This is a genomic window from Pseudooceanicola sp. DL12, assembly GCF_056270665.1.
Genome location: NZ_CM149884.1, coordinates 1285886 through 1303868, shown reverse-complemented (window position 1 = coordinate 1303868; position 17983 = coordinate 1285886). Strand labels below are relative to the sequence as shown.

General features: G+C 64.3%; 18 protein-coding genes and 1 tRNA gene. 10 read left to right on the top strand and 9 right to left on the bottom strand.

Translation table 11 applies throughout. The annotated features are described in order from the left end of the window. Positions 1–82: 82 nt before the first annotated feature. The 3 genes from AC0WR5_RS06055 to AC0WR5_RS06045 all read right to left on the bottom strand — a co-directional run bounded on the left by AC0WR5_RS06055 (position 83) and on the right by AC0WR5_RS06045 (position 3777). Positions 83–1273 carry an MFS transporter gene (locus tag AC0WR5_RS06055; RefSeq protein ID WP_475867654.1) on the bottom strand — a complete coding sequence of 397 codons (1191 nt, stop codon included), beginning with the start codon at positions 1271–1273 and terminating at the stop codon, positions 83–85. A gap of 499 nt (positions 1274–1772) precedes the next feature. Further along, positions 1773–1859, bottom strand: a tRNA-Leu gene (locus AC0WR5_RS06050). Positions 1860–2109: 250 nt separating this feature from the next. Further along, positions 2110–3777: a peptidoglycan-binding domain-containing protein gene (locus tag AC0WR5_RS06045; protein ID WP_475867653.1), complete on the bottom strand. Its 1668-nt coding sequence runs from the start codon at positions 3775–3777 to the stop codon at positions 2110–2112. 169 nt (positions 3778–3946) lie between these two features. Here AC0WR5_RS06045 and lipB point away from each other — a divergent pair, with 169 nt between their 5' ends. Continuing rightward, positions 3947–4642: a lipoyl(octanoyl) transferase LipB gene (lipB, locus tag AC0WR5_RS06040; protein WP_475867652.1), complete on the top strand. Its 696-nt coding sequence runs from the start codon at positions 3947–3949 to the stop codon at positions 4640–4642. On the opposite strand, the gene AC0WR5_RS06035 is transcribed toward lipB, so the two are convergent. Further along, positions 4564–5217 (bottom strand): TetR/AcrR family transcriptional regulator, encoded by a 654-nt coding sequence (locus AC0WR5_RS06035; protein WP_475867651.1) that lies wholly within the window; start codon positions 5215–5217, stop codon positions 4564–4566. The genes lipB and AC0WR5_RS06035 overlap by 79 nt on opposite strands. A gap of 381 nt (positions 5218–5598) precedes the next feature. On the opposite strand from AC0WR5_RS06035, the gene AC0WR5_RS06030 reads away from it, so the two are divergent. The 3 genes from AC0WR5_RS06030 (at position 5599) to AC0WR5_RS06020 (ending at position 8692) form a co-directional block, all read left to right on the top strand. Continuing rightward, on the top strand, positions 5599–6081 hold the full coding sequence (locus tag AC0WR5_RS06030) for a c-type cytochrome (protein ID WP_475867650.1): 483 nt from the start codon (positions 5599–5601) through the stop codon (positions 6079–6081). A 369-nt stretch (positions 6082–6450) separates the two neighbouring features. Continuing rightward, positions 6451–8121, top strand: coding sequence for a cytochrome c oxidase subunit I (ctaD, locus tag AC0WR5_RS06025; RefSeq protein WP_475867649.1), 1671 nt, complete (start codon positions 6451–6453; stop codon positions 8119–8121). Between the two features lie 91 nt (positions 8122–8212). Beyond that, positions 8213–8692 carry a DUF2244 domain-containing protein gene (locus AC0WR5_RS06020; RefSeq protein ID WP_475867648.1) on the top strand — a complete coding sequence of 160 codons (480 nt, stop codon included), beginning with the start codon at positions 8213–8215 and terminating at the stop codon, positions 8690–8692. Between the two features lie 51 nt (positions 8693–8743). On the opposite strand, the gene AC0WR5_RS06015 is transcribed toward AC0WR5_RS06020, so the two are convergent. Then, positions 8744–8929 carry a DUF3008 family protein gene (locus AC0WR5_RS06015; protein WP_475867647.1) on the bottom strand — a complete coding sequence of 62 codons (186 nt, stop codon included), beginning with the start codon at positions 8927–8929 and terminating at the stop codon, positions 8744–8746. Positions 8930–9300: 371 nt separating this feature from the next. Between AC0WR5_RS06015 and AC0WR5_RS06010 the strand changes: the two genes are divergently transcribed. Then, positions 9301–9729 carry a DUF4174 domain-containing protein gene (locus AC0WR5_RS06010; RefSeq protein WP_475867646.1) on the top strand — a complete coding sequence of 143 codons (429 nt, stop codon included), beginning with the start codon at positions 9301–9303 and terminating at the stop codon, positions 9727–9729. Positions 9730–9892: 163 nt separating this feature from the next. Here AC0WR5_RS06010 and AC0WR5_RS06005 read toward each other — a convergent pair whose 3' ends face one another. Beyond that, positions 9893–10354 carry a GatB/YqeY domain-containing protein gene (locus tag AC0WR5_RS06005; RefSeq protein ID WP_475867645.1) on the bottom strand — a complete coding sequence of 154 codons (462 nt, stop codon included), beginning with the start codon at positions 10352–10354 and terminating at the stop codon, positions 9893–9895. Positions 10355–10677: 323 nt separating this feature from the next. Here AC0WR5_RS06005 and carA point away from each other — a divergent pair, with 323 nt between their 5' ends. Beyond that, the gene (gene carA, locus AC0WR5_RS06000) at positions 10678–11844 is read left to right on the top strand and encodes a glutamine-hydrolyzing carbamoyl-phosphate synthase small subunit (protein ID WP_475867644.1); all 1167 of its coding nucleotides are present in this window, start codon (positions 10678–10680) and stop codon (positions 11842–11844) included. Positions 11845–12092: 248 nt separating this feature from the next. After that, positions 12093–13985, top strand: coding sequence for a glycosyltransferase family 2 protein (locus AC0WR5_RS05995; protein ID WP_475867643.1), 1893 nt, complete (start codon positions 12093–12095; stop codon positions 13983–13985). Here AC0WR5_RS05995 and AC0WR5_RS05990 read toward each other — a convergent pair. Beyond that, a complete protein-coding gene (locus AC0WR5_RS05990) occupies positions 13982–14632 on the bottom strand; it encodes a GntR family transcriptional regulator (protein WP_475867642.1) in 651 nt (216 codons plus the stop codon). The genes AC0WR5_RS05995 and AC0WR5_RS05990 overlap by 4 nt on opposite strands. A gap of 113 nt (positions 14633–14745) precedes the next feature. Between AC0WR5_RS05990 and AC0WR5_RS05985 the strand changes: the two genes are divergently transcribed. From AC0WR5_RS05985 to AC0WR5_RS05975, 3 genes are all read left to right on the top strand, one after another. After that, entirely contained in the window at positions 14746–15390 is a 645-nt protein-coding gene (locus tag AC0WR5_RS05985) for a pyrimidine 5'-nucleotidase (RefSeq protein ID WP_475867641.1), read from the top strand. An 86-nt stretch (positions 15391–15476) separates the two neighbouring features. Continuing rightward, entirely contained in the window at positions 15477–15716 is a 240-nt protein-coding gene (locus tag AC0WR5_RS05980) for a hypothetical protein (RefSeq protein ID WP_475867640.1), read from the top strand. A gap of 79 nt (positions 15717–15795) precedes the next feature. Then, positions 15796–16995: a UbiH/UbiF family hydroxylase gene (locus AC0WR5_RS05975; protein WP_475867639.1), complete on the top strand. Its 1200-nt coding sequence runs from the start codon at positions 15796–15798 to the stop codon at positions 16993–16995. A gap of 6 nt (positions 16996–17001) precedes the next feature. Here AC0WR5_RS05975 and AC0WR5_RS05970 read toward each other — a convergent pair whose 3' ends face one another. Continuing rightward, entirely contained in the window at positions 17002–17472 is a 471-nt protein-coding gene (locus AC0WR5_RS05970; RefSeq protein WP_475867638.1) for an Lrp/AsnC family transcriptional regulator, read from the bottom strand. After that, positions 17469–17924 carry an Lrp/AsnC family transcriptional regulator gene (locus AC0WR5_RS05965; protein WP_475867637.1) on the bottom strand — a complete coding sequence of 152 codons (456 nt, stop codon included), beginning with the start codon at positions 17922–17924 and terminating at the stop codon, positions 17469–17471. The genes AC0WR5_RS05970 and AC0WR5_RS05965 overlap by 4 nt, the downstream gene beginning before the upstream one ends. Positions 17925–17983: the final 59 nt, after the last annotated feature.

Here is a 17983-nt window from a genome sequence, read left to right as displayed (position 1 = left end):
GCCCCGGCGCCTTCGCTAGTCATCAGATATTGTCTGCGGCAATGCGATCAGACGGGATGGGAACGCTCCCAACCGGTAGCGGTCATCCCGCCACCATCCCCCTGCGGCGGGGCGCATCGTCCAGCCAGGTGATGTACCAGACGATCAGCCCGCAGAACGACAGCCCGGCACCGACGAGGCCCACCGAGGGCCAGCCGAAGCCCGCCGTGAGCGCCATGCCCCCGAGCAGCGGGCCCAGGGCATTGGCCAGGTTGAACGCAGAATGGTTCAGCGCCGCCGAAAGTGTCGGCGCATCCTGCGCCAGATCCATCAGCCGCGTCTGCAGCACGGTGCTGATCCCGCCGGTCATCCCCATGGCCAGCAGAACCGGTGCCATGGCATAGAGGTTCCCCGCGACGGCCCAGAAGGCCACCAGCAGGATAATGTTGCACACCAGCGCCAGCCCGGCGGATCCCATCAGCGACCGATCGGCCAGCCAGCCGAACAGGAAGTTGCCGGCAGTCATCCCCGCCCCGAAGACCATCAGCATGATCGGCACGACGCTTTCGGGCGCACCGTTGTACTCGATGATGATCGAAGCGAGATAGGTGTAGACGGCAAACATGCCGCCGCAGCCGATCGCCCCGATCGCCAGGGTCAGCCAGACCTGCCGGATCTTGAGCGCCGAAAGCTCACGCAGCGGGCTCGCATCGAGGTTCGCCGGCAGACGCGGCGCGAGCGACCGCACCGTCACGGCACAGGTCAGCGCCAGAACCGTCACGAAGACGAAACTCCAGCGCCACCCCACCTGCGCGCCAAAGATATTGGCGAGCGGCACCCCCAGCACGGTGGCCACCGTCAGGCCCGCCATCACCTTGGCCACGGCCTGCCCTCGCTTGCCCCGGGGCACCAGCGAGGCCGCCATGAGCGACGCGACGCCGAAATAGGCACCATGCGGCAGTCCGGCGAGAAAGCGCGTCGCAAAAAAAGCATTCCAGGTTGGCATCAACGCCGATAGGCCATTGGCCACGGCATAGAAGGCCATCAACCCGACAAGCAGGCCGCGGCGCGAGAGACGTGCCGCAAGCACGGCGATGATCGGCGAACCGACGCAGACACCGAGCGCATAGGCGCTGATGGCATGACCGGCCTGGGCCTCGGTCACGCCGAATTCCCGGCTGAAATAGGGCAGGATGCTCATGGTGGCGAATTCGGCCACGCCGATCGCAAAGCCGCCAAGAGCCAGCGCCAGCATGATCAGGCTGCGGCGACGGGCGGTCAATTCTTCCGACATTCAGCTCTCCGTACCGTGGCGGGCATCACCACAGCAAAAGGAAACCGGCCTGCCCTTTTTCGCCTGGCGACATGTCGTCCGCCTTGGCGCCTTGGGGCATCCGGTTCCGGATGGTCATTACTTTCAGATTTCGACGCAGGCCTTCAGCCTGCACCTGATCGTACAATCTGATGCCGGGCCGGCAGATGCAAGTCCGAGTTTCGCGAGAACGGGTATGCGCTCCGTGCAGCGTCCTCCTGTCGCAGGCAGCCGGGCCCGTTGCCGGTTGGCCACCTCGCGGGCCCCTTCCGTCAAGAGGACCTCTTCCCCGACAACAGCCATTGCATCGGGGTCAACAGGTCAAAGGGGCGATGTTCCGCGACGGGCTGCATAGAAGACCGGTGCGCAAGACCGTCAAGCACACCGGAAATCGCAAGGGGTTCGGCACTCGAATGTCACGACATCAAACAGGGGAGTGGAGGATTTTCCAATCTCTCTCCGGCAACTTTCTGCTGGAGAATGGTGCGGTCGAGAAGACTCGAACTTCCACGGGAGTTACCCCACAGCGACCTCAACGCTGCGCGTCTACCAATTCCGCCACGACCGCACTGTCTAGGCTTGGTGAGGCGCTCTCTACCGAAGCCTTTCGGGGATGTGAAGAGAAAAATGCATGCCGTCGAAAAATATCAAAATCCTGCCCTGCCCGGCCTGCCGCAATGGACCACCGGCAGGCGCACGGGCCCTTCCGGACCTTGCCTTGTCGCTGTCACCCCGAAATGCGAAAGGGCCGCCCGTACAGGGCAGCCCCTCCATCCCGAGGCTCCGTGCCGGCGCGATGCCCGCGCCCCGCGCGGCCCTCACTCGGATACGGCAAACACCGGCAGGCTCTGCACCAGTGTCCCGGTGGGGGCTGCCGGTGCGGCGGCGGAATTGCCGCTCAGCATCATCGAGGCCTTGCGCAGCAGCTCCTTGCGCTCCGGCTGACCGGCGGCAAAGACGGGGGCCGCACCACTGTCCAGCGATTCCAGCGCCTTCGCGTACCAGACAACCGAAAGGTCAGGCCGCTTCGCGGCACCGAATCCCTGGCTCAGGTGGTGCCCGACCAGCTCGGCATAGGGCGCCTGTCCCAACGCCACCAGCACCAACGCCGAGCCCAGCGCGGCATCGAGGTCGTCGGTGCGATAGCCGGCCGACATGCAGATCTGCGCCGTCACCGCCAGCTGGCTCGGCGCCATGCCCGAGCTCAGCACCAGGGCACTCACGGCCTCCATGACCTGTTCGCGCGACTGGATCGAGACCGCCGCGACCTGCTCTTTCAGCATGGCCCCAAACCCCGCGCATTGTTGGGCGAATTGGGCCGGCGTCATGTTCGGCACCTTCGCCATCAGCTCCTCGCCCGCTGCCATGGAAGCATTGCGCGCCATGCAGAGCTGCTGTCCAAGCGCCGTCTGCGCGTCCGACATGCTGGCCGCGGTCACATAGCCGCCTCCGGCCGCCTCCAGGCTGACTTTCGTGCAGAAGGAGCTGAGCGATGCCTGCACGGGGGCATCGCCAAAGAAGTTCGGGATGCCAGTGGGCGCAGCTGCGGCCATGGTCCCGCCCGGCGATTGCACCATCGGCTGCGCCGAAGGCACCGGCGCGCCCACCATCTGGGTCTGCGGCATCGAGGGCTGCGGAGCGGACGGCACCGCAACCATCTGCGTGCCCGCCCCGCCCGTCTTCGAGCAGGTGCCGCGCTGACAGGTGAACATGGCCGGCGTCACGTTGAAGGCCTGGAAATCGTTGCGCTCGTATCCATCGGGGGTCGAGGCAAAGACCCGCACCGCACAGCTCTGGGCATTGCACCAGAAGGCCGAGCCGGTGACCGAGGTATCGATGATGTAGTCCGTCTGCCCGTCGCCGTTGATGTCCGACAGCTGAATGAAGCCAGAGCGCTGCACCAGCTGCTCAGCCGAGGGGTCCGAGCTCTTGGCGATCTCGTTGACCGCCGCCGCCACGACGCTGGGCAACCCGTAATGCCCTCCGATCGAAGCCGTCGCTCCGTTGCCGCCGCCGTTCATCTGCTCGTCACGATAGACGATCAGCAATCCCTTGATGCCCTGCGGGTTCGAGGCAATCAGCTGTGTCGTCGCCGGGCCGCCGGATTGCGCACGGTAATACGATGAAATCAGGAAATCCCGTTGATAGGGCGAGATGTGCCCGTCCGGTGTATATCCCATGTGAGCCTGATAGGCGGATACCGCCGCCCGCGAGCGGCTGCCCATCACGCCGTCCGGCGTTCCGGCGCTGAAGCCGAAGTAGTTCAACGCGGTCTGGGTTTCGCGATTTGCCTGGCGCGCTGCGCTGTTGGCGGAACTGCTCGAACTGCTCGGCGCGCGATAGACCCGCTTCGGCTGGGAGTTCATGATGGCGGAGCCGATAATTCCGCCCACGATGCCGCCCACGACACTGTTGTCAGCCATCGCGGCCTGTGGCCCCATTGCCATGCTGACGGCCAGAACAGCCGCAATAGAAAAACGCTTCATTGGAATTCCTCACTCTTCACCACGGCCATCACCAATGACCTCAATCGTTAACAATCATTAACAACCCGTGAAATGCGGATTGAAAAACGATTCTTGGTAATTCCAGTATGAATGAGAGTGTCGGACCGCCGGCGTTGACCTGTCAAGTTTTTAGGTCTAGTGCGCCGGCATGACGGAATGGATCACCACCGAGGGCCTCACGGCCTACCCCGATGCCCTGGCCTTCATGGAGGCTCGCGCCGCCGCCATCGCGGCCGGCGAGGCGGAAGAGCTGATCTGGCTGGTCGAACACCCGCCGCTCTACACCGCCGGCACTTCGGCCAAACCCGCGGATCTCACCGACCCCGGCCGTTTCCCGGTCTACGACACCCGCCGCGGCGGGCAGTACACCTATCACGGTCCCGGTCAGCGGGTCGTCTACGTCATGCTTGATCTCAACCGGCGCGGCCGCGACGTGCGCGCCTTCGTGCATCAGCTGGAAACCTGGGTTATCCGCACCTTGGGCGAATTCGCCATCACCGGCGAGATCCGCGAGGGCCGCGTCGGCGTCTGGGTGCCCCGCCCGGAAAAACCCGCCCTGCCCGATGGCACCCCGCGCGAGGACAAGATCGCCGCCATCGGCATCCGCCTGCGCAAATGGGTCAGCTTCCACGGTCTCTCGATCAACGTCGAACCCGAGCTGGAGCATTTCTCCGGCATCGTGCCCTGCGGCATCACCGGCCATGGCGTCACCTCGCTGGTCGACCTCGGCCTGCCGGTCACCATGGATGACCTCGACGTGGCGCTTCAGTCGACCTTTGCCGATGTCTTTGGCGATGCCCCCGCCGCCCCGGTGACCAGCGCCGAGGCCCGCCCCGTCGCCTGAGCCTCAAAGCCCGCCAGCAGCGTCAGCACCATCGTCATCAGCGCCGCGCGATAGGCCTCGGGCGTCTGCCCGGCCATGTGCCGGACGCCATGGGCCGCGGCCACCATCTGCCGGCCTCCCTCCACCGGCAGCGCCGCGATCCGCAGAACCGCCTCCATGTCCTCCAGCAGGGCCGCCTCGTAGGCTTCGATCGTGCCCTCGGCCCGGACCATCCTGTGACTCAGCAGCTCGCCTGCATGGGCCGAGGAGAACAGTTCGCGCCCCGGCGCCCCCACCGCCTCTTCCAGATAGGCAGTCACCGCATCCGGAATATCCGTCTCCGCAGTCAGCGCCTTGCGCGCCCGCTGCAGGTAGCCGTCGGTCATCTCCACGGCCAGCGCCGCGAACAGCGCGTCCTTCGAGGCAAAGGACAGATAGACCGATCCCTTGGCGATGCCGGCCGCCCGGGCGATCTCCTCGACCGGCGTGCGCCGGATCCCCTTCTTCAGGAACAGCCGCCGCGCGGCCTTCAGGATCCGCGCCTGCCGCCTTGCCCCGGCCTCGTCCGTACCGGGCAGCACCTCCGCCACCGTCACGCGCCCGCCCCCGCCCGGATGTGCCCGGCCGCGTGCTCCGTCGTCCCCTGCACCGCACTCTCCTTCGTCCTGCAATTCCCTGTCATGCCGGCCCCGCACGCCACTACCCCGGCAGGGCCGCACGCCGGCATGATCCCGGGATATACCCGGGCCGGGCCGGCGCGGGCAAGGCGCCGCTCGGAATCGGCGAACAGCCGCCAACCGGGCCCGCGCCGCGCCCCCCGTCGCGAAATGACCCTATCCGCGACTTTGGTCAAAATCAGGTATTCCCCATATCCCTTTTAAATTGAACAGAAAATTCCGCTTCACCCCGGTTTCGTTTTGCAATCTCCGCCGCGAGGGGTACAAATGCTCCGACGCGCCCAGAGACCGGAGAATTCCATGCCACGTTTGATGTCCACCGCCGCAGCAGCGCTTCTTCTCGTAAATTCGGCCCTGACACCGGCCATGGCCGCAGGCGATGCCGCTGCGGGCGAGAAGGATTTCCGCAAGTGCAAGGCCTGCCATTCCATCGCCTCCGAGGACGAGGTCTTCGTCAAGGGAGGGCGCACCGGTCCTGACCTCTACGGGGTGATCGGCCGCCAGGCAGGCACCTACCCCGGGTTCCGCTACGGCAGCGACATCGTGGCCGCCGGCGAACAGGGGCTCGTCTGGACCACCGAGAACATTCAGGATTACATCTCCGATCCGCGCGGCTTCCTGCGCGAGTATCTCGGCGATGACAGCGCCAATGCCAAGATGGCCTTCAAGCTGACCCAGGGCCAGGAAGACATGGCTGCCTACCTCGCCACCTTCTCCGACGCTCCCGCCAGCGACACGCCTGCCGACGGCGAGGCCAGCGAGGCAGAGGGCGACGGCTCCTGAGCATCAAGCCCCGTTCCTTCGGCAAGGGCCTCCGCCATGGCGGAGGCCTTTTTCTTTGCCGCCCTCGGACCGGGTGCATGGTTATCCCCGGCCGTCCGCCCTTCCCTCCACCCGGCACCAGCGGCCACCGCCCCGGGGCTCGGAATCACCGTCGCGACGACCGCTTTTTCCCGCCCGCACCCCGCTCCGGCTCGCACCAAACGACACGAACACTTCACCCCACGTTCAACCTTAGGGGAAATTTTTTTGATCTGGATCAAAACGGACCATTGCCGGAAAGGGGTCCGTCTTCTAGAAAGTTAGATAATTTCGGGCCGCGGAAGGAGACCCCCTGCCAACCGCCCGCTACATGTCAACAGGAGGCAAGACATGGCCGACGCAGCCGTTCAGGGCCACGGGGCAGAGCACAAACCTGGGTTCTTCACCCGCTGGTTCATGTCCACGAACCACAAGGATATCGGGATTCTCTATCTGGTCGTCTCGGCGGTCGCGGGGCTGATCTCGGTGCTCTTCACCGTCTACATGCGGATGGAGCTGATGCATCCGGGCGTGCAGTTCATGTGCATGGAAGGTGCGCGCCTCTTCCCCTCCGCCGCGGAATGCACGCCCAATGGCCACCTGTGGAACGTGATGATCACCTACCACGGCGTGCTGATGATGTTCTTCGTCGTGATCCCCGCGCTCTTCGGCGGTTTCGGCAACTATTTCATGCCGTTGCAGATCGGCGCGCCCGACATGGCCTTCCCGCGGCTGAACAACCTCAGCTTCTGGATGTACGTGGCCGGCGTGGCGCTGGCCGTGGCCTCGCTCTTTGCCCCGGGCGGCAACGATCAGGCGGGTTCGGGGCTCGGGTGGGTGCTCTACCCGCCGCTTTCGACGTCAGAGGCCGGCTATTCCACCGACCTCGCGATCTTCGCCATCCACGTCTCGGGGGCCAGTTCGATCCTGGGCGCGATCAACATCATCACCACCTTCCTGAACATGCGCGCGCCGGGCATGACACTGTTCAAGGTGCCGCTCTTCGCCTGGTCGATCTTCGTCACCGCCTGGCTGATCCTGCTGTCGCTGCCGGTTCTGGCCGGCGCCATCACCATGCTGCTGACCGACCGCAACTTCGGCACCACCTTCTTCAACCCGGCCGGCGGTGGCGACCCTGTCCTCTATCAGCACATCCTGTGGTTCTTCGGTCACCCCGAGGTCTACATGATCATCCTGCCGGGCTTCGGGATCATCAGCCACGTCATCGCCACCTTCTCGCGCAAGCCGATCTTCGGCTACCTGCCCATGGTCATGGCGATCATCGCCATCGGCGTGCTGGGCTTCGTCGTCTGGGCGCACCACATGTACACCGTGGGCCTCTCGCTGACCCAGCAGAGCTACTTCATGCTGGCCACGATGGTCATCGCCGTGCCCACCGGGGTCAAGGTCTTCAGCTGGATCGCCACGATGTGGCAGGGCTCGATCGAGTTCAAGACGCCGATGCTCTGGGCCTTCGGCTTCCTTTTCCTCTTCACCGTGGGTGGCGTCACCGGCCTCGTCCTGTCGCAGGCCCCGGTCGACCGCGCCTATCACGACACCTATTACGTCGTTGCGCACTTCCACTACGTGATGAGCCTCGGGGCCGTCTTCGCCATCTTCGCCGGCGTCTACTTCTACTTCGGCAAGATGACCGGCCGGCAATATCCGGAATGGGCGGGCAAGCTGCATTTCTGGATGATGTTCATCGGTGCCAACCTCACCTTCTTCCCGCAGCACTTCCTGGGTCGTCAGGGCATGCCGCGCCGCTACATCGACTACCCCGAGGGCTTCGCCTTCTGGAACTACTGGTCCTCGCTCGGCGCCTTCCTGTCCTTCGCCTCGTTCATCTTCTTCTTCGGGATCATGGCCTGGTCGCTGTTCCGCGGCGCCAAGGTGACCGAGAACAACTATTGGAACGAATACGCCGACACCCTGGAATGGACCCTGCCCTCGCCGCCGCCCGAACACACCTTCGAGCAACTGCCCAAGCAGGAAGACTGGGACAAGGGCCACGCCCACTGATCCACACCCCGAAGGGGCGCCCGGGCGGCGCCCCTTCCTCTTTCGCCTTTCCGAAAATACTCTCTTCGCAGAGACGGCCCGGAGATCCCCCTTGCCCTACCGCTGGACCGACGAGACCACCCTGGTCCTGCGTCCGCACCGCTCGCTGCCGCGGCAGGGCTTCGCCGTGGTCATCGGGCTCTTCTTCCTGCTGGCGATGATTCCGCTCTTCGGGCTGCTGGGCACCGCGCTCCTCTGGGGCCTCCTGCCCTTCGCGATGATCGGGCTCGGCGGGCTCTGGCTCGGCCTCCAGCGCTCCTATCGCGACGGCGAGATCACCGAGACTCTCACTCTCGCCGGCGACACCTGCACCCTCACCCGCGACGGGCCCCGCCGGCAACATGCCGAATGGCAGGCCAACCCCTACTGGGTCCGCGTGCAGATGCACGAGGCGGGTGGGCCCGTGCCCTTCTACGTCACCCTCACCGGCAACAACCGCGAGGTCGAGATCGGCGCCTTCCTCTCCGAGGACGAGCGCAAGGCGCTCCATGGCGAACTGCTCCGCGCCTTTGCCCGCCACAGCGCCGGCTGACAGGCTACGGCACGGCAAGGGGGCCCGAGGCTCCCTACCGGATGCGCGCCGTCAGTCGTCCACCTCCTCCGGCAGCCCCTCGCGCGGGGTCGAAGCCATCTCCTCGAGCTCCGCCTCGCTCATGCTGTCGTACATCTCCTTCGACGCCCCCTGCAGGTCGCCCACCTTGCTCTCGCCGCGCTTTGCCGACAGGGCCGCGCCTGCCGCCCGCTGCTGTGACTTGGATCGTGCCTTCATGACTGTTCTCCCTTCTCCGGGACCAACGGCGCGCCCACCGCCCAGGTTCCGCTCCGGTGCAGCCCCGGTTCGGCCAAGCCACCCCATCCCGCGATCAGGGCTTCGGTCCCGAACGGCCCCCGAAAAGGACCGAATGCCCCCGCCCAACGTTTGATCGCTCCGAATCACCCCATCCGCACCGACGCGATACCGACGTGATACCGACGTGATACCGACGTGATACCGACAGCGGTTTTCGCCCCGTTTTCCGCCGCCCGCTCCGGCAACCAACTGGCAACCCTAACGGGCCGACCGTTGCGCCGGGCTCAAAGTGATCCGCTCCGTCCCGCGCCGCGTAGCCTTTCCAGAGCCCCAACCCGAAGGAGTACAGAATGCCCAGGACACGCCTCGCCCTCGCCGCCACCCTCGGCCTTCTCGCCCCCGCCACGGCCCTTGCCAGCAGCAGCGACCTCGTGATGCCCATGCCCCCCGGGCGCGCCGATCTCGATGATCTCAGGTGGCAGAAACGCCCGGTGCTGGTCTTTGCCGCTTCGGCCGAAGACCCGGCCTTCCGGCAGCAGATGGATCTCTTTGGCGAGGCGACCGACGGCCTCGCAGACCGCGACGTCATCGTGCTGCAGGACACCTCACCCGCCGCCTCCGGCGCGCTGCGCCGCGCGCTGTCGCCCGAGGGTTTCACCGTTCTCCTGGTGGGCAAGGACGGCGGGATCAAGCTGCGACAGGACGCCCCCCTGACGCCAGAGGTGCTCTTTGCCACCATCGACCGCATGCCGATGCGCCGCTCCGAGGTTTCGCGCTGAGCAAAGCCCAAGCCTCTGTTCAGGCTGCAAAATATATATTCCAGATATCCTTTTGGGGTGCATATCCCAACCTACGCCCGAAATGAGAACAGCCCCGCCGGATCTCTCCAGCGGGGCTGTTTCCCTGTTCATGTCGCGCGCCTTCTGGCTGCGCTGCGGGCCGTCACGCGGCCAGGTGTTTCTTCACCATCGGGCCGACGGAGCCGAAATCCATCTGCCCCGTGTAACGGGACTTCAGGTGGCCCATGATCTTGCCCATATCGCGGATCGAGCTGGCGTTGGTGGACCGGATCGCTTCCTCTATGGCAGCGGTCACTTCCTCGTCGCTCAGCTGACGCGGCAGGAACTCTTCGATCACCTTGATCTCGTTCAGCTCCTGCTCCGCCAGGTCGATCCGTCCGCCCTCTTCATAGGCGCGGGCGCTCTCCTGGCGCTGCTTCGTCATCTTGCCGAGGATCTTCAGGACTTCGTCTTCACCGACGCCGTCCTCGTTTCCCTCGCCACGGGCTGCGATATCCCGGTCTTTGATCGCGGCATTGATCAGCCGCAAGGTGCACAGTCGGTCGCTGGCGCGGTCTCGCATCGCCTGCTTCAGCGCGGCGTTGACCTGTTCCCTTAGTTGCATCTCAGAATCTATCCCGGAGTTCAGTTGCAAGAGGCGACATTACAGAAATGCGACGCTGACGACAAGCGTTTGCCAGTTTGCGACGCTGCGGCGCAGCATGACCACCGCCCGTCCCTCGGCCAACAGCTGCGAAGGGTGCGAGCGATAACACCCTGCAGCGAGCCGCCTTCTTCTGCGTCGCAGCGGTGCCCTGGCTGCCGCCCGCCCCGCTGTCGCAGGCCGCGGCCGGGCCCACCGGCCGCATCCGGCCCGCGGGCCTTGACCCCACAGTCGCACGCTCTTAGGTATGCGCCAATTTGCCATTTCCCAGAGAGTCGAAAACCATGCCCCTTTCCAAAGGACAGAAACCGACCGCCTGCCTTGCACTGGCTGATGGAACGATCTTCTACGGGCGAGGGTTCGGCGCCACTGGCACTACCGAGGCCGAGCTCTGCTTCAACACCGCCATGACCGGCTATCAGGAGATCATGACCGATCCCTCCTATGCCGGACAGATCGTCACCTTCACCTTCCCGCATATCGGCAACGTCGGCGTGAACAGCGAAGACGATGAAACCGCGGATCCCGTCGCCGCCGGGATGGTGGTGAAATGGGATCCGACCGAACCCTCCAACTGGCGTTCCGCCGGCGAGCTCGGCGACTGGCTGGCGGCCCGCGGCCGCATTGCCATCGGCGGTATCGACACACGCCGGCTGACCCGGGCCATCCGTGCCCGCGGCGCCCCCCATGCCGCCCTGGCCCACGATCCCGAAGGCAACTTCGATGTCGAGGCGCTCGTTGCCCGCGCCCGCGGCTTCAAGGGCCTCGTCGGTCTCGATCTCGCCAAGGACGTGACCTGCGCGCAATCCTATCGCTGGGACGAGATGCGGTGGGCCTGGCCCGACGGCTTCCCCAAGCAGGAAGAAGGCAGCGCCCGGCACAAGGTCGTGGCCATCGACTATGGCGCAAAGCGCAACATCCTGCGCTGCCTGGCTTCGGCCGGCTGTGACGTCACCGTCCTGCCCGCCACCGCCACCGCAGCCGACGTGCTGGCGCACAACCCCGATGGTCTCTTCCTGTCGAACGGCCCCGGCGACCCCGCCGCGACCGGCGCCTATGCCGTGCCCATGATCCGTGAAGTGATGGAAAAGACCGAGATGCCAATCTTCGGCATCTGCCTCGGTCACCAGATGCTGGCACTCGCGCTCGGCGCCACCACGGTCAAGATGAACCACGGCCACCATGGGGCCAACCACCCGGTCAAGGATATCGAGACCGGCAAGGTCGAGATCACCTCGATGAACCATGGTTTTGCCGTCGACAGCCAGTCGCTGCCCGCCGGCGTCAAGGAAACCCACGTGTCGCTCTTCGACGGCTCCAACTGCGGGATCCGCATGGAAGATCGCCCGATCTTCTCCGTGCAGCATCACCCCGAGGCGAGCCCGGGCCCGCAGGACAGCTTCTATCTCTTCGAGCGCTTCGCCGCCTCGATGGACAAGATCGAAGCCTGATCGCGGCAGGATGTGGCCGGGCCCGACCGTGCCGCCATTGCGCCCCTTTCGCACCGGTGAACTCACGGCCCTGCCCCCGCGGCAGGGCCGTTTTCGTTCCTGAACCGGTGGATCAAGACCAAGCCACAACAGGTATCAGAGCATGCATTAATTGCCGTTAACCCCCACAGTAAGGTTGCTTAAAGGTTGGTTAACCTTCTCTTGGCACTGCTTGTCTCGACGTTCAGGCGTTCGCAGGACATCGCTACATGGCATCCTATCGCAGCTCTTTCCCCGCCCCGCCCCGCCCCGTGGACGGCTATGGTTTTCAGGAGGTTGCGCAGCGATTCGTCGCAGCCGACATGACGCTGCAGCCGGCAGCCGAGTTTGTGGCCGCGCTGCGCCGCAAGCATGCCGAAGGCGGCCTCGCGGAGCCCATCATGCTCGACCTTCTCGCGGCGCACCTGGGGCTGGACCGTGTCATCCTGGCCGACGCGCCCCCCGATCCCGCTCTCTCAGACCTCCTGGACCCGCAGTTCTGCCTGCGACACAAGGTTCTGCCCTATGCGACCCGCGGCAATCGTCTTGTGCTGGCCACGGCCCGCCCGGAACACCACGCGCGGATACTGGCAGATCTCAGCTTGCTGAGTGACGACCAGCCCAGTATCGCGCGTCGCCCCGTGGTCGCCACCACCGAGGAGATCCAGGCACATGTGGCCACCCGGCATCGCGAAGCGCTGATCCATGCAATGTCTAGCCGGGTGCCGGCTGAGGAAAGCTGCCGCACCTGGTCGCCCACCACCGTCCGCCTGCAGATAACCCTGCTCTCTCTGCTAGCACTTGTTACGACGACGTTCATCTTCCCTGAGGCGGTGTTTACCCTTGCGGTGACCTGGGCGATCTTCACGCTGATCGTCGCCAGCCTGCTGAAGCTCAGCGCCACACTCACCGACATCCTCTCCCCCCGTCCCCCACCGCGGCCCTTCGTGCCCTACAACGATCTGCCCAGCGTTTCCGTCCTGGTCCCGCTCTACAAGGAACGCCGCATCGCCGGAGCGCTGATGGAAAGGCTTGGTGCACTGGACTATCCGCGGGAAAAGCTCGAGGTCCTGCTTGCACTGGAGGAAAACGACCAGATCACCCGCCAGACCCTCGCCGCCTTGACGCTCCCCCCATGGATGCGCGTTGTGCTGGTGCCGGAAGGCGCGCCTCGAACCAAGCCGAGGGCGATGAACTACGCGCTCGATTTCTGCAGCGGAGAGATCATAGGCATCTACGATGCCGAGGACTGGCCCGCGCCGGGCCAGCTGCTTGCAATGGCACGTGAATTCGCGGCCTCCCCGCCCGATGTGGCTTGCCTTCAGGGGGCGCTGGACTATTACAACCCGCGCCAAAACTGGCTCGCCCGTTGCTTCACGGTCGAGTACAATACGTGGTTTCGACTGATCCTGCCCGGACTGACCAAATTGGGCTTCGCTGTGCCCCTCGGAGGCACGACGCTTTTCGTCAAGCGAAGCGTTCTGGAGCGACTTGGTGGCTGGGACGCTCACAACGTCACCGAAGATGCCGATCTCGGCTTTCGGCTGGCACGGCATGGTTACCGCACCACGATCCTCGACAGTACCACCGAGGAAGAGGCGAACTGTCACGTCGTGCCATGGATCAAGCAAAGATCCCGCTGGCTCAAGGGCTATATCGTGACCTACTTCGTACACCTGCGCAGCCCGAGCCAACTGATGGCGCAACTGGGCCCCTGGAAATACATGGGCTTCCATGCGCATTTCATCAGTGCCATTTCACAGTTCATGCTCGCACCACTGCTTTGGTCGTTCCTGCTGATCTTCTTCGGGCTGCCGCACCCGCTCGACGGCATTATATCCCGACCTGCGATCGCCACATGCGCCATCCTCTTCCTGACGGCAGAGATCCTGAATATTGCGCTGGGGGTTATCGGAGCCCTTCGCGGCAAGCACCGCTTCCTGCTGCCTTGGGTCCCGACTATGGCGTTCTACTATCCGATGGGCTGCATCGCGGTCTACAAGGCGCTGTACGAGGTGATCGTGCGCCCCTTCTACTGGGACAAGACTCACCACGGGCATTCCCTGGCACGAGGCGCAGAGGTGACCGCTCCGACGGGAACCCAGACCGCAGACCGCTCCTAGCCGTTGCCTTCCTCGCGCAGGGAATCCAACTTGAGCCGGGTCATGAAGGCCTTCGAGATATGCGTGCGCAGCGTCTCGCCTGCCTTGTCCTCGTCGTGGGACGCGATGGCCCGCACGATCGCGTCATGCTCGGCCAGGGCATCCTCTCCGCGACCTTCTGCCGCAAGCGACGTGGTGGCAAGAAGGGCCATCGAGCGATGCACGATGTCGAGTTGCTGCACCAGGAAGCGGTTGTGCGACGCAAGATGGATCTGGTGGTGGAACCGGCGGTTGGCCCGCGACAGCGCGGAAGGATCGCCAAGATGCTTGCGATCTTCGACAACCATGTCCTGCAACAGCTTCACTTCTTCCGGAGTGGCATGCTTGGCAGCCAGGCGCGCGGCCAGTGCCTCGAGCTCTGCCCGCACAACGTAGAGCTCTGCCAACTGGTTATGATCCAGCGAGGCCACAATCATGGAACGCCCGTCCCGCGTCAGCAGAGCCTGGGTTTCCAGCCTTTGCAACGCCTCCCGGATCGGTGTCCGCGACACGCCGAAACGCTCGGCCAATTCACTCTCGACAAGCCGGTCACCAGGGCGATAGACCCCGACGTCGATTGCCTCGAGGATCAGCGTATAGGCGTCTGGCGGAGTGGGTTTAGTGGCCATGCGTGTGCGTCCTTTCACAATCGGAACACCATATGCGCCCCAACAGGTACGTTGCAAGCAGATCAGCCGTTTGCGCCTTGCGCCTGCTGACGACGCCAGCTAGCGTCCGCGGCATGCCAAAGCCCTCTTTCGATCACGTTGCCACCTGGGTTTTCGACCTCGACAACACTCTCTATCCGCCCTCGGCCCGGCTCTTCGATCAGATCGAAAAGCGCATGACGGCCTGGGTCATGGACGAGCTGAAAGTGTCGGAGGACGAGGCCGACCGCCTGCGCGCTGAATACTGGCGCGACCATGGTACGACCCTGGCCGGCCTGATGCGGTTGCACGGCGTCGACCCGATCCCCTACCTTGAAAAGGTTCATGCCATCGACATGAGCCACTTGGAACGGGATCCGGAACTGGCCGCGCATATCCGTGCGCTGCCGGGGCGCAAGATCATCTTTACCAATGGCTCCGCACCCTATGCCGAGCGGGTCCTGGAAGCCCGTGGACTGACCGGGCTGTTCGACGCCATTTACGGCGTGGAACACGCCGGGTTTCACCCCAAACCGGATCGGCAGGCCTACGAAACTGTCTTTGCCACCGACGGGCTGGATGGCACTCGGGCGGCGATGTTCGAGGATGATCCACGCAACCTCGCCGAGCCCTATCAGATGGGACTGCGCTGCGTGCACGTCGCGGAAGAGCCGGTCGAGGCGGAACACATCCACTTCCACACCAATGACCTTGCGGATTTCCTCAAGAAAATCGGCTGAGTTTACCAAATTTGATCGAAGTGGCTTTGCAATCTGGGGCGGAAACCGCCATGTGATCCCTGTCCACAGATAGAGGATTCGACCGTATGAGCGACACCGCAGCTCCCCAAGCACGTGGCCTGTTTTACCGCATACCTATCATCGGCTGGTTCGCACGCGACCTCGTGCGCGACTTCAAGGGCAACATCGGCTATTTCCTCTTGATCGTCGTGACCCTGCTTATCCTAGCGATGAAGGCATGGGGCCTCGTTGCACTCGGACTGGCAGCGCTCGCCATGGTGCCTGTGATGTTCGTCGTGCTGATCATGATCACGCTGGGCAACTAGCCGCAGTCCCCCGACCGGGCGCTTTTGTCGCTTTCCCCTGCCGAGCCATGGGCCTAGATAAGAGGCAGGAGGTGCCGCCATGGAACAGCGATACGATATTGTCATTTCCGGTGGCGGGGTCGCCGGGCTCAGTGCCGCCTGCATCATGGGCGCCGCCGGCTTTTCCGTGCTCTGCCTGGATCCGACCCCCCCTGTAACCGTTCAGGCCGATGCCGGATCGGACCTGCGCACCACGGCTTTTTTGCAGCCGGCGCAGTCGCTTTTCGAAGAAGCCGCGCTCTGGGAGCGGTTGGCACCCTACGCGGCACCGCTGCAGATCATGCGGATCGTCGACGCCGGCGGACCAGAGCCCGAAGCTCGGGTTGTCCGCGATTTCAACGCATCGGACATTTCCGACAAGCCCTTTGGATGGAACCTGCCCAACTGGCTGCTCCGCCGCGAGATGCTGGCCCAGATCGAAACCCTTGAAAACGTGACCTTCCTTTCCGGGACAGGTACCCGAAACCTGTTCACCCGCGAGAGCGAGGCCTTTGTGGGACTGAGCGACGGCCGGCGGGTCCGGTGCAAGCTGGTCATCGCTGCGGACGGGCGCAACTCTCCGATGCGCGAAGCGGCAGGGATCGCCACACATACGCGGCGGTACGGGCAAAAGGCCCTGGCCCTGGCCGTGACGCACCCCATTCCCCATGACAACGTCTCGACCGAAATCCACCGCTCCGGCGGCCCGTTCACGCTCGTGCCGCTGCCCGATCACGACGGCCGCCCCTCTTCCGCAGTCGTCTGGATGGAAGACGGCCCCCGGGTTCAGGAGCTGGCCGCGATGGATGTCGAGAGGTTCGAGGCCGAGATGATGCGCCGCAGCTGCGGTATCCTCGGTCCGCTGAAGCTGGAAACACGGCGATCGGTTTGGCCGATCATCACCCAGGTGGCCGAACGCATGTCGTCACAGCGCCTTGCCCTCATGGCCGAAGCCGCACACGTCGTGCCGCCGATCGGCGCCCAGGGCCTGAACATGTCGCTTGGCGATCTGCGCTGCCTTAGAGATCTCGCCATAGGCACACCGGAAACGCTCGGAGATGCGGCGATGCTTGAGAAGTATCACAAGGCCCGCCATCGTGAGGTTCAGATCCGGGCAGCCGGGATCGATGCGCTGAACCGTGCCAGCCAGATCTCGGCGCAACCGCTGCGGGACATGCGCGCGGCCGGGCTGAATGCGCTCTATTCCGCGGCCCCGGTGCGAAAGGTGCTGATGCAGATGGGTCTCGGCGCCAAAGGCTGAATTCGCTCAGCCCAGCGGCCCGTCTAGCCTTTCCTCCGAGAGCATGACATTGGCATCGACGTTGCCCACACCGGGCAACGTCATGATCCGCCGGCGCAGCACCCTCTCGAAATCTGTAATGTCGCGCGCCGTCACCCTGAGACGGTAATCATAGACACCGAGGATATGTTCCACCGTCTGCACCTCCGGGATCGCAGAGACGGCACGCTCGAAATCCTCCATGGAAATCCGGCCCTTGGCCGCCATCTTGATGCCCAGAAAGACGGTCACACCAAAGCCGAGCTTCTCGAGGTCGAGGTCGAGGCGGCGCCCCTTGATGATACCAGCCTCTTCCAGACGTCGCACGCGCCGCCAGGTCGCAGGCTGCGACATCCCTAGCCGTCGCCCCAGCGCCCCGGAACTCAGCGAAGCATCCTCGACCAGCGCCCGGAGAATGCGCCGGTCCGTATCATCGAGGTCGATTCTCTGATCCGTCATACCGGAACCGTTTCATCGTATTTGATCCGCGCGATATGCATGAGCGCATCGATATCCGTCACATGAGGCAGCGTCAGGATTCGGGTCCGGTAGAGGTGCTGATAATGCGCCATATCGCGAGCAATGATCCCGAGGCGCACGTCCACCTGCCCAAGAAACGTCTGTATTTCAAGAACTTCGGGAATCTGTCTCGCTTCCGCGGCGAACTCATCAAAGGCACGCGGAATGGATTTGTCCAGCGTGATCCGCAGCGACACCTCGACGGAATAGCCAAGCGCATGCCAGTCGATGACTGCACGCGTTCCGCGGATCACCCCGGCCTCCTCCATCCGTTCGATGCGCCGCCAGCATGTGGCCTGTGTCAGCCCCGCGCGCTCAGCGATTTGGGCCGCAGAGGCGGAAGGGTCCGACTGATACTGGCGCAGTATGCGCCTGTCCGTGTCGTCTAACATGCACTATCCATCTATTTAGCTTTTGAAGAATAGATTCTTATCTATTCGTTGCATTTTTG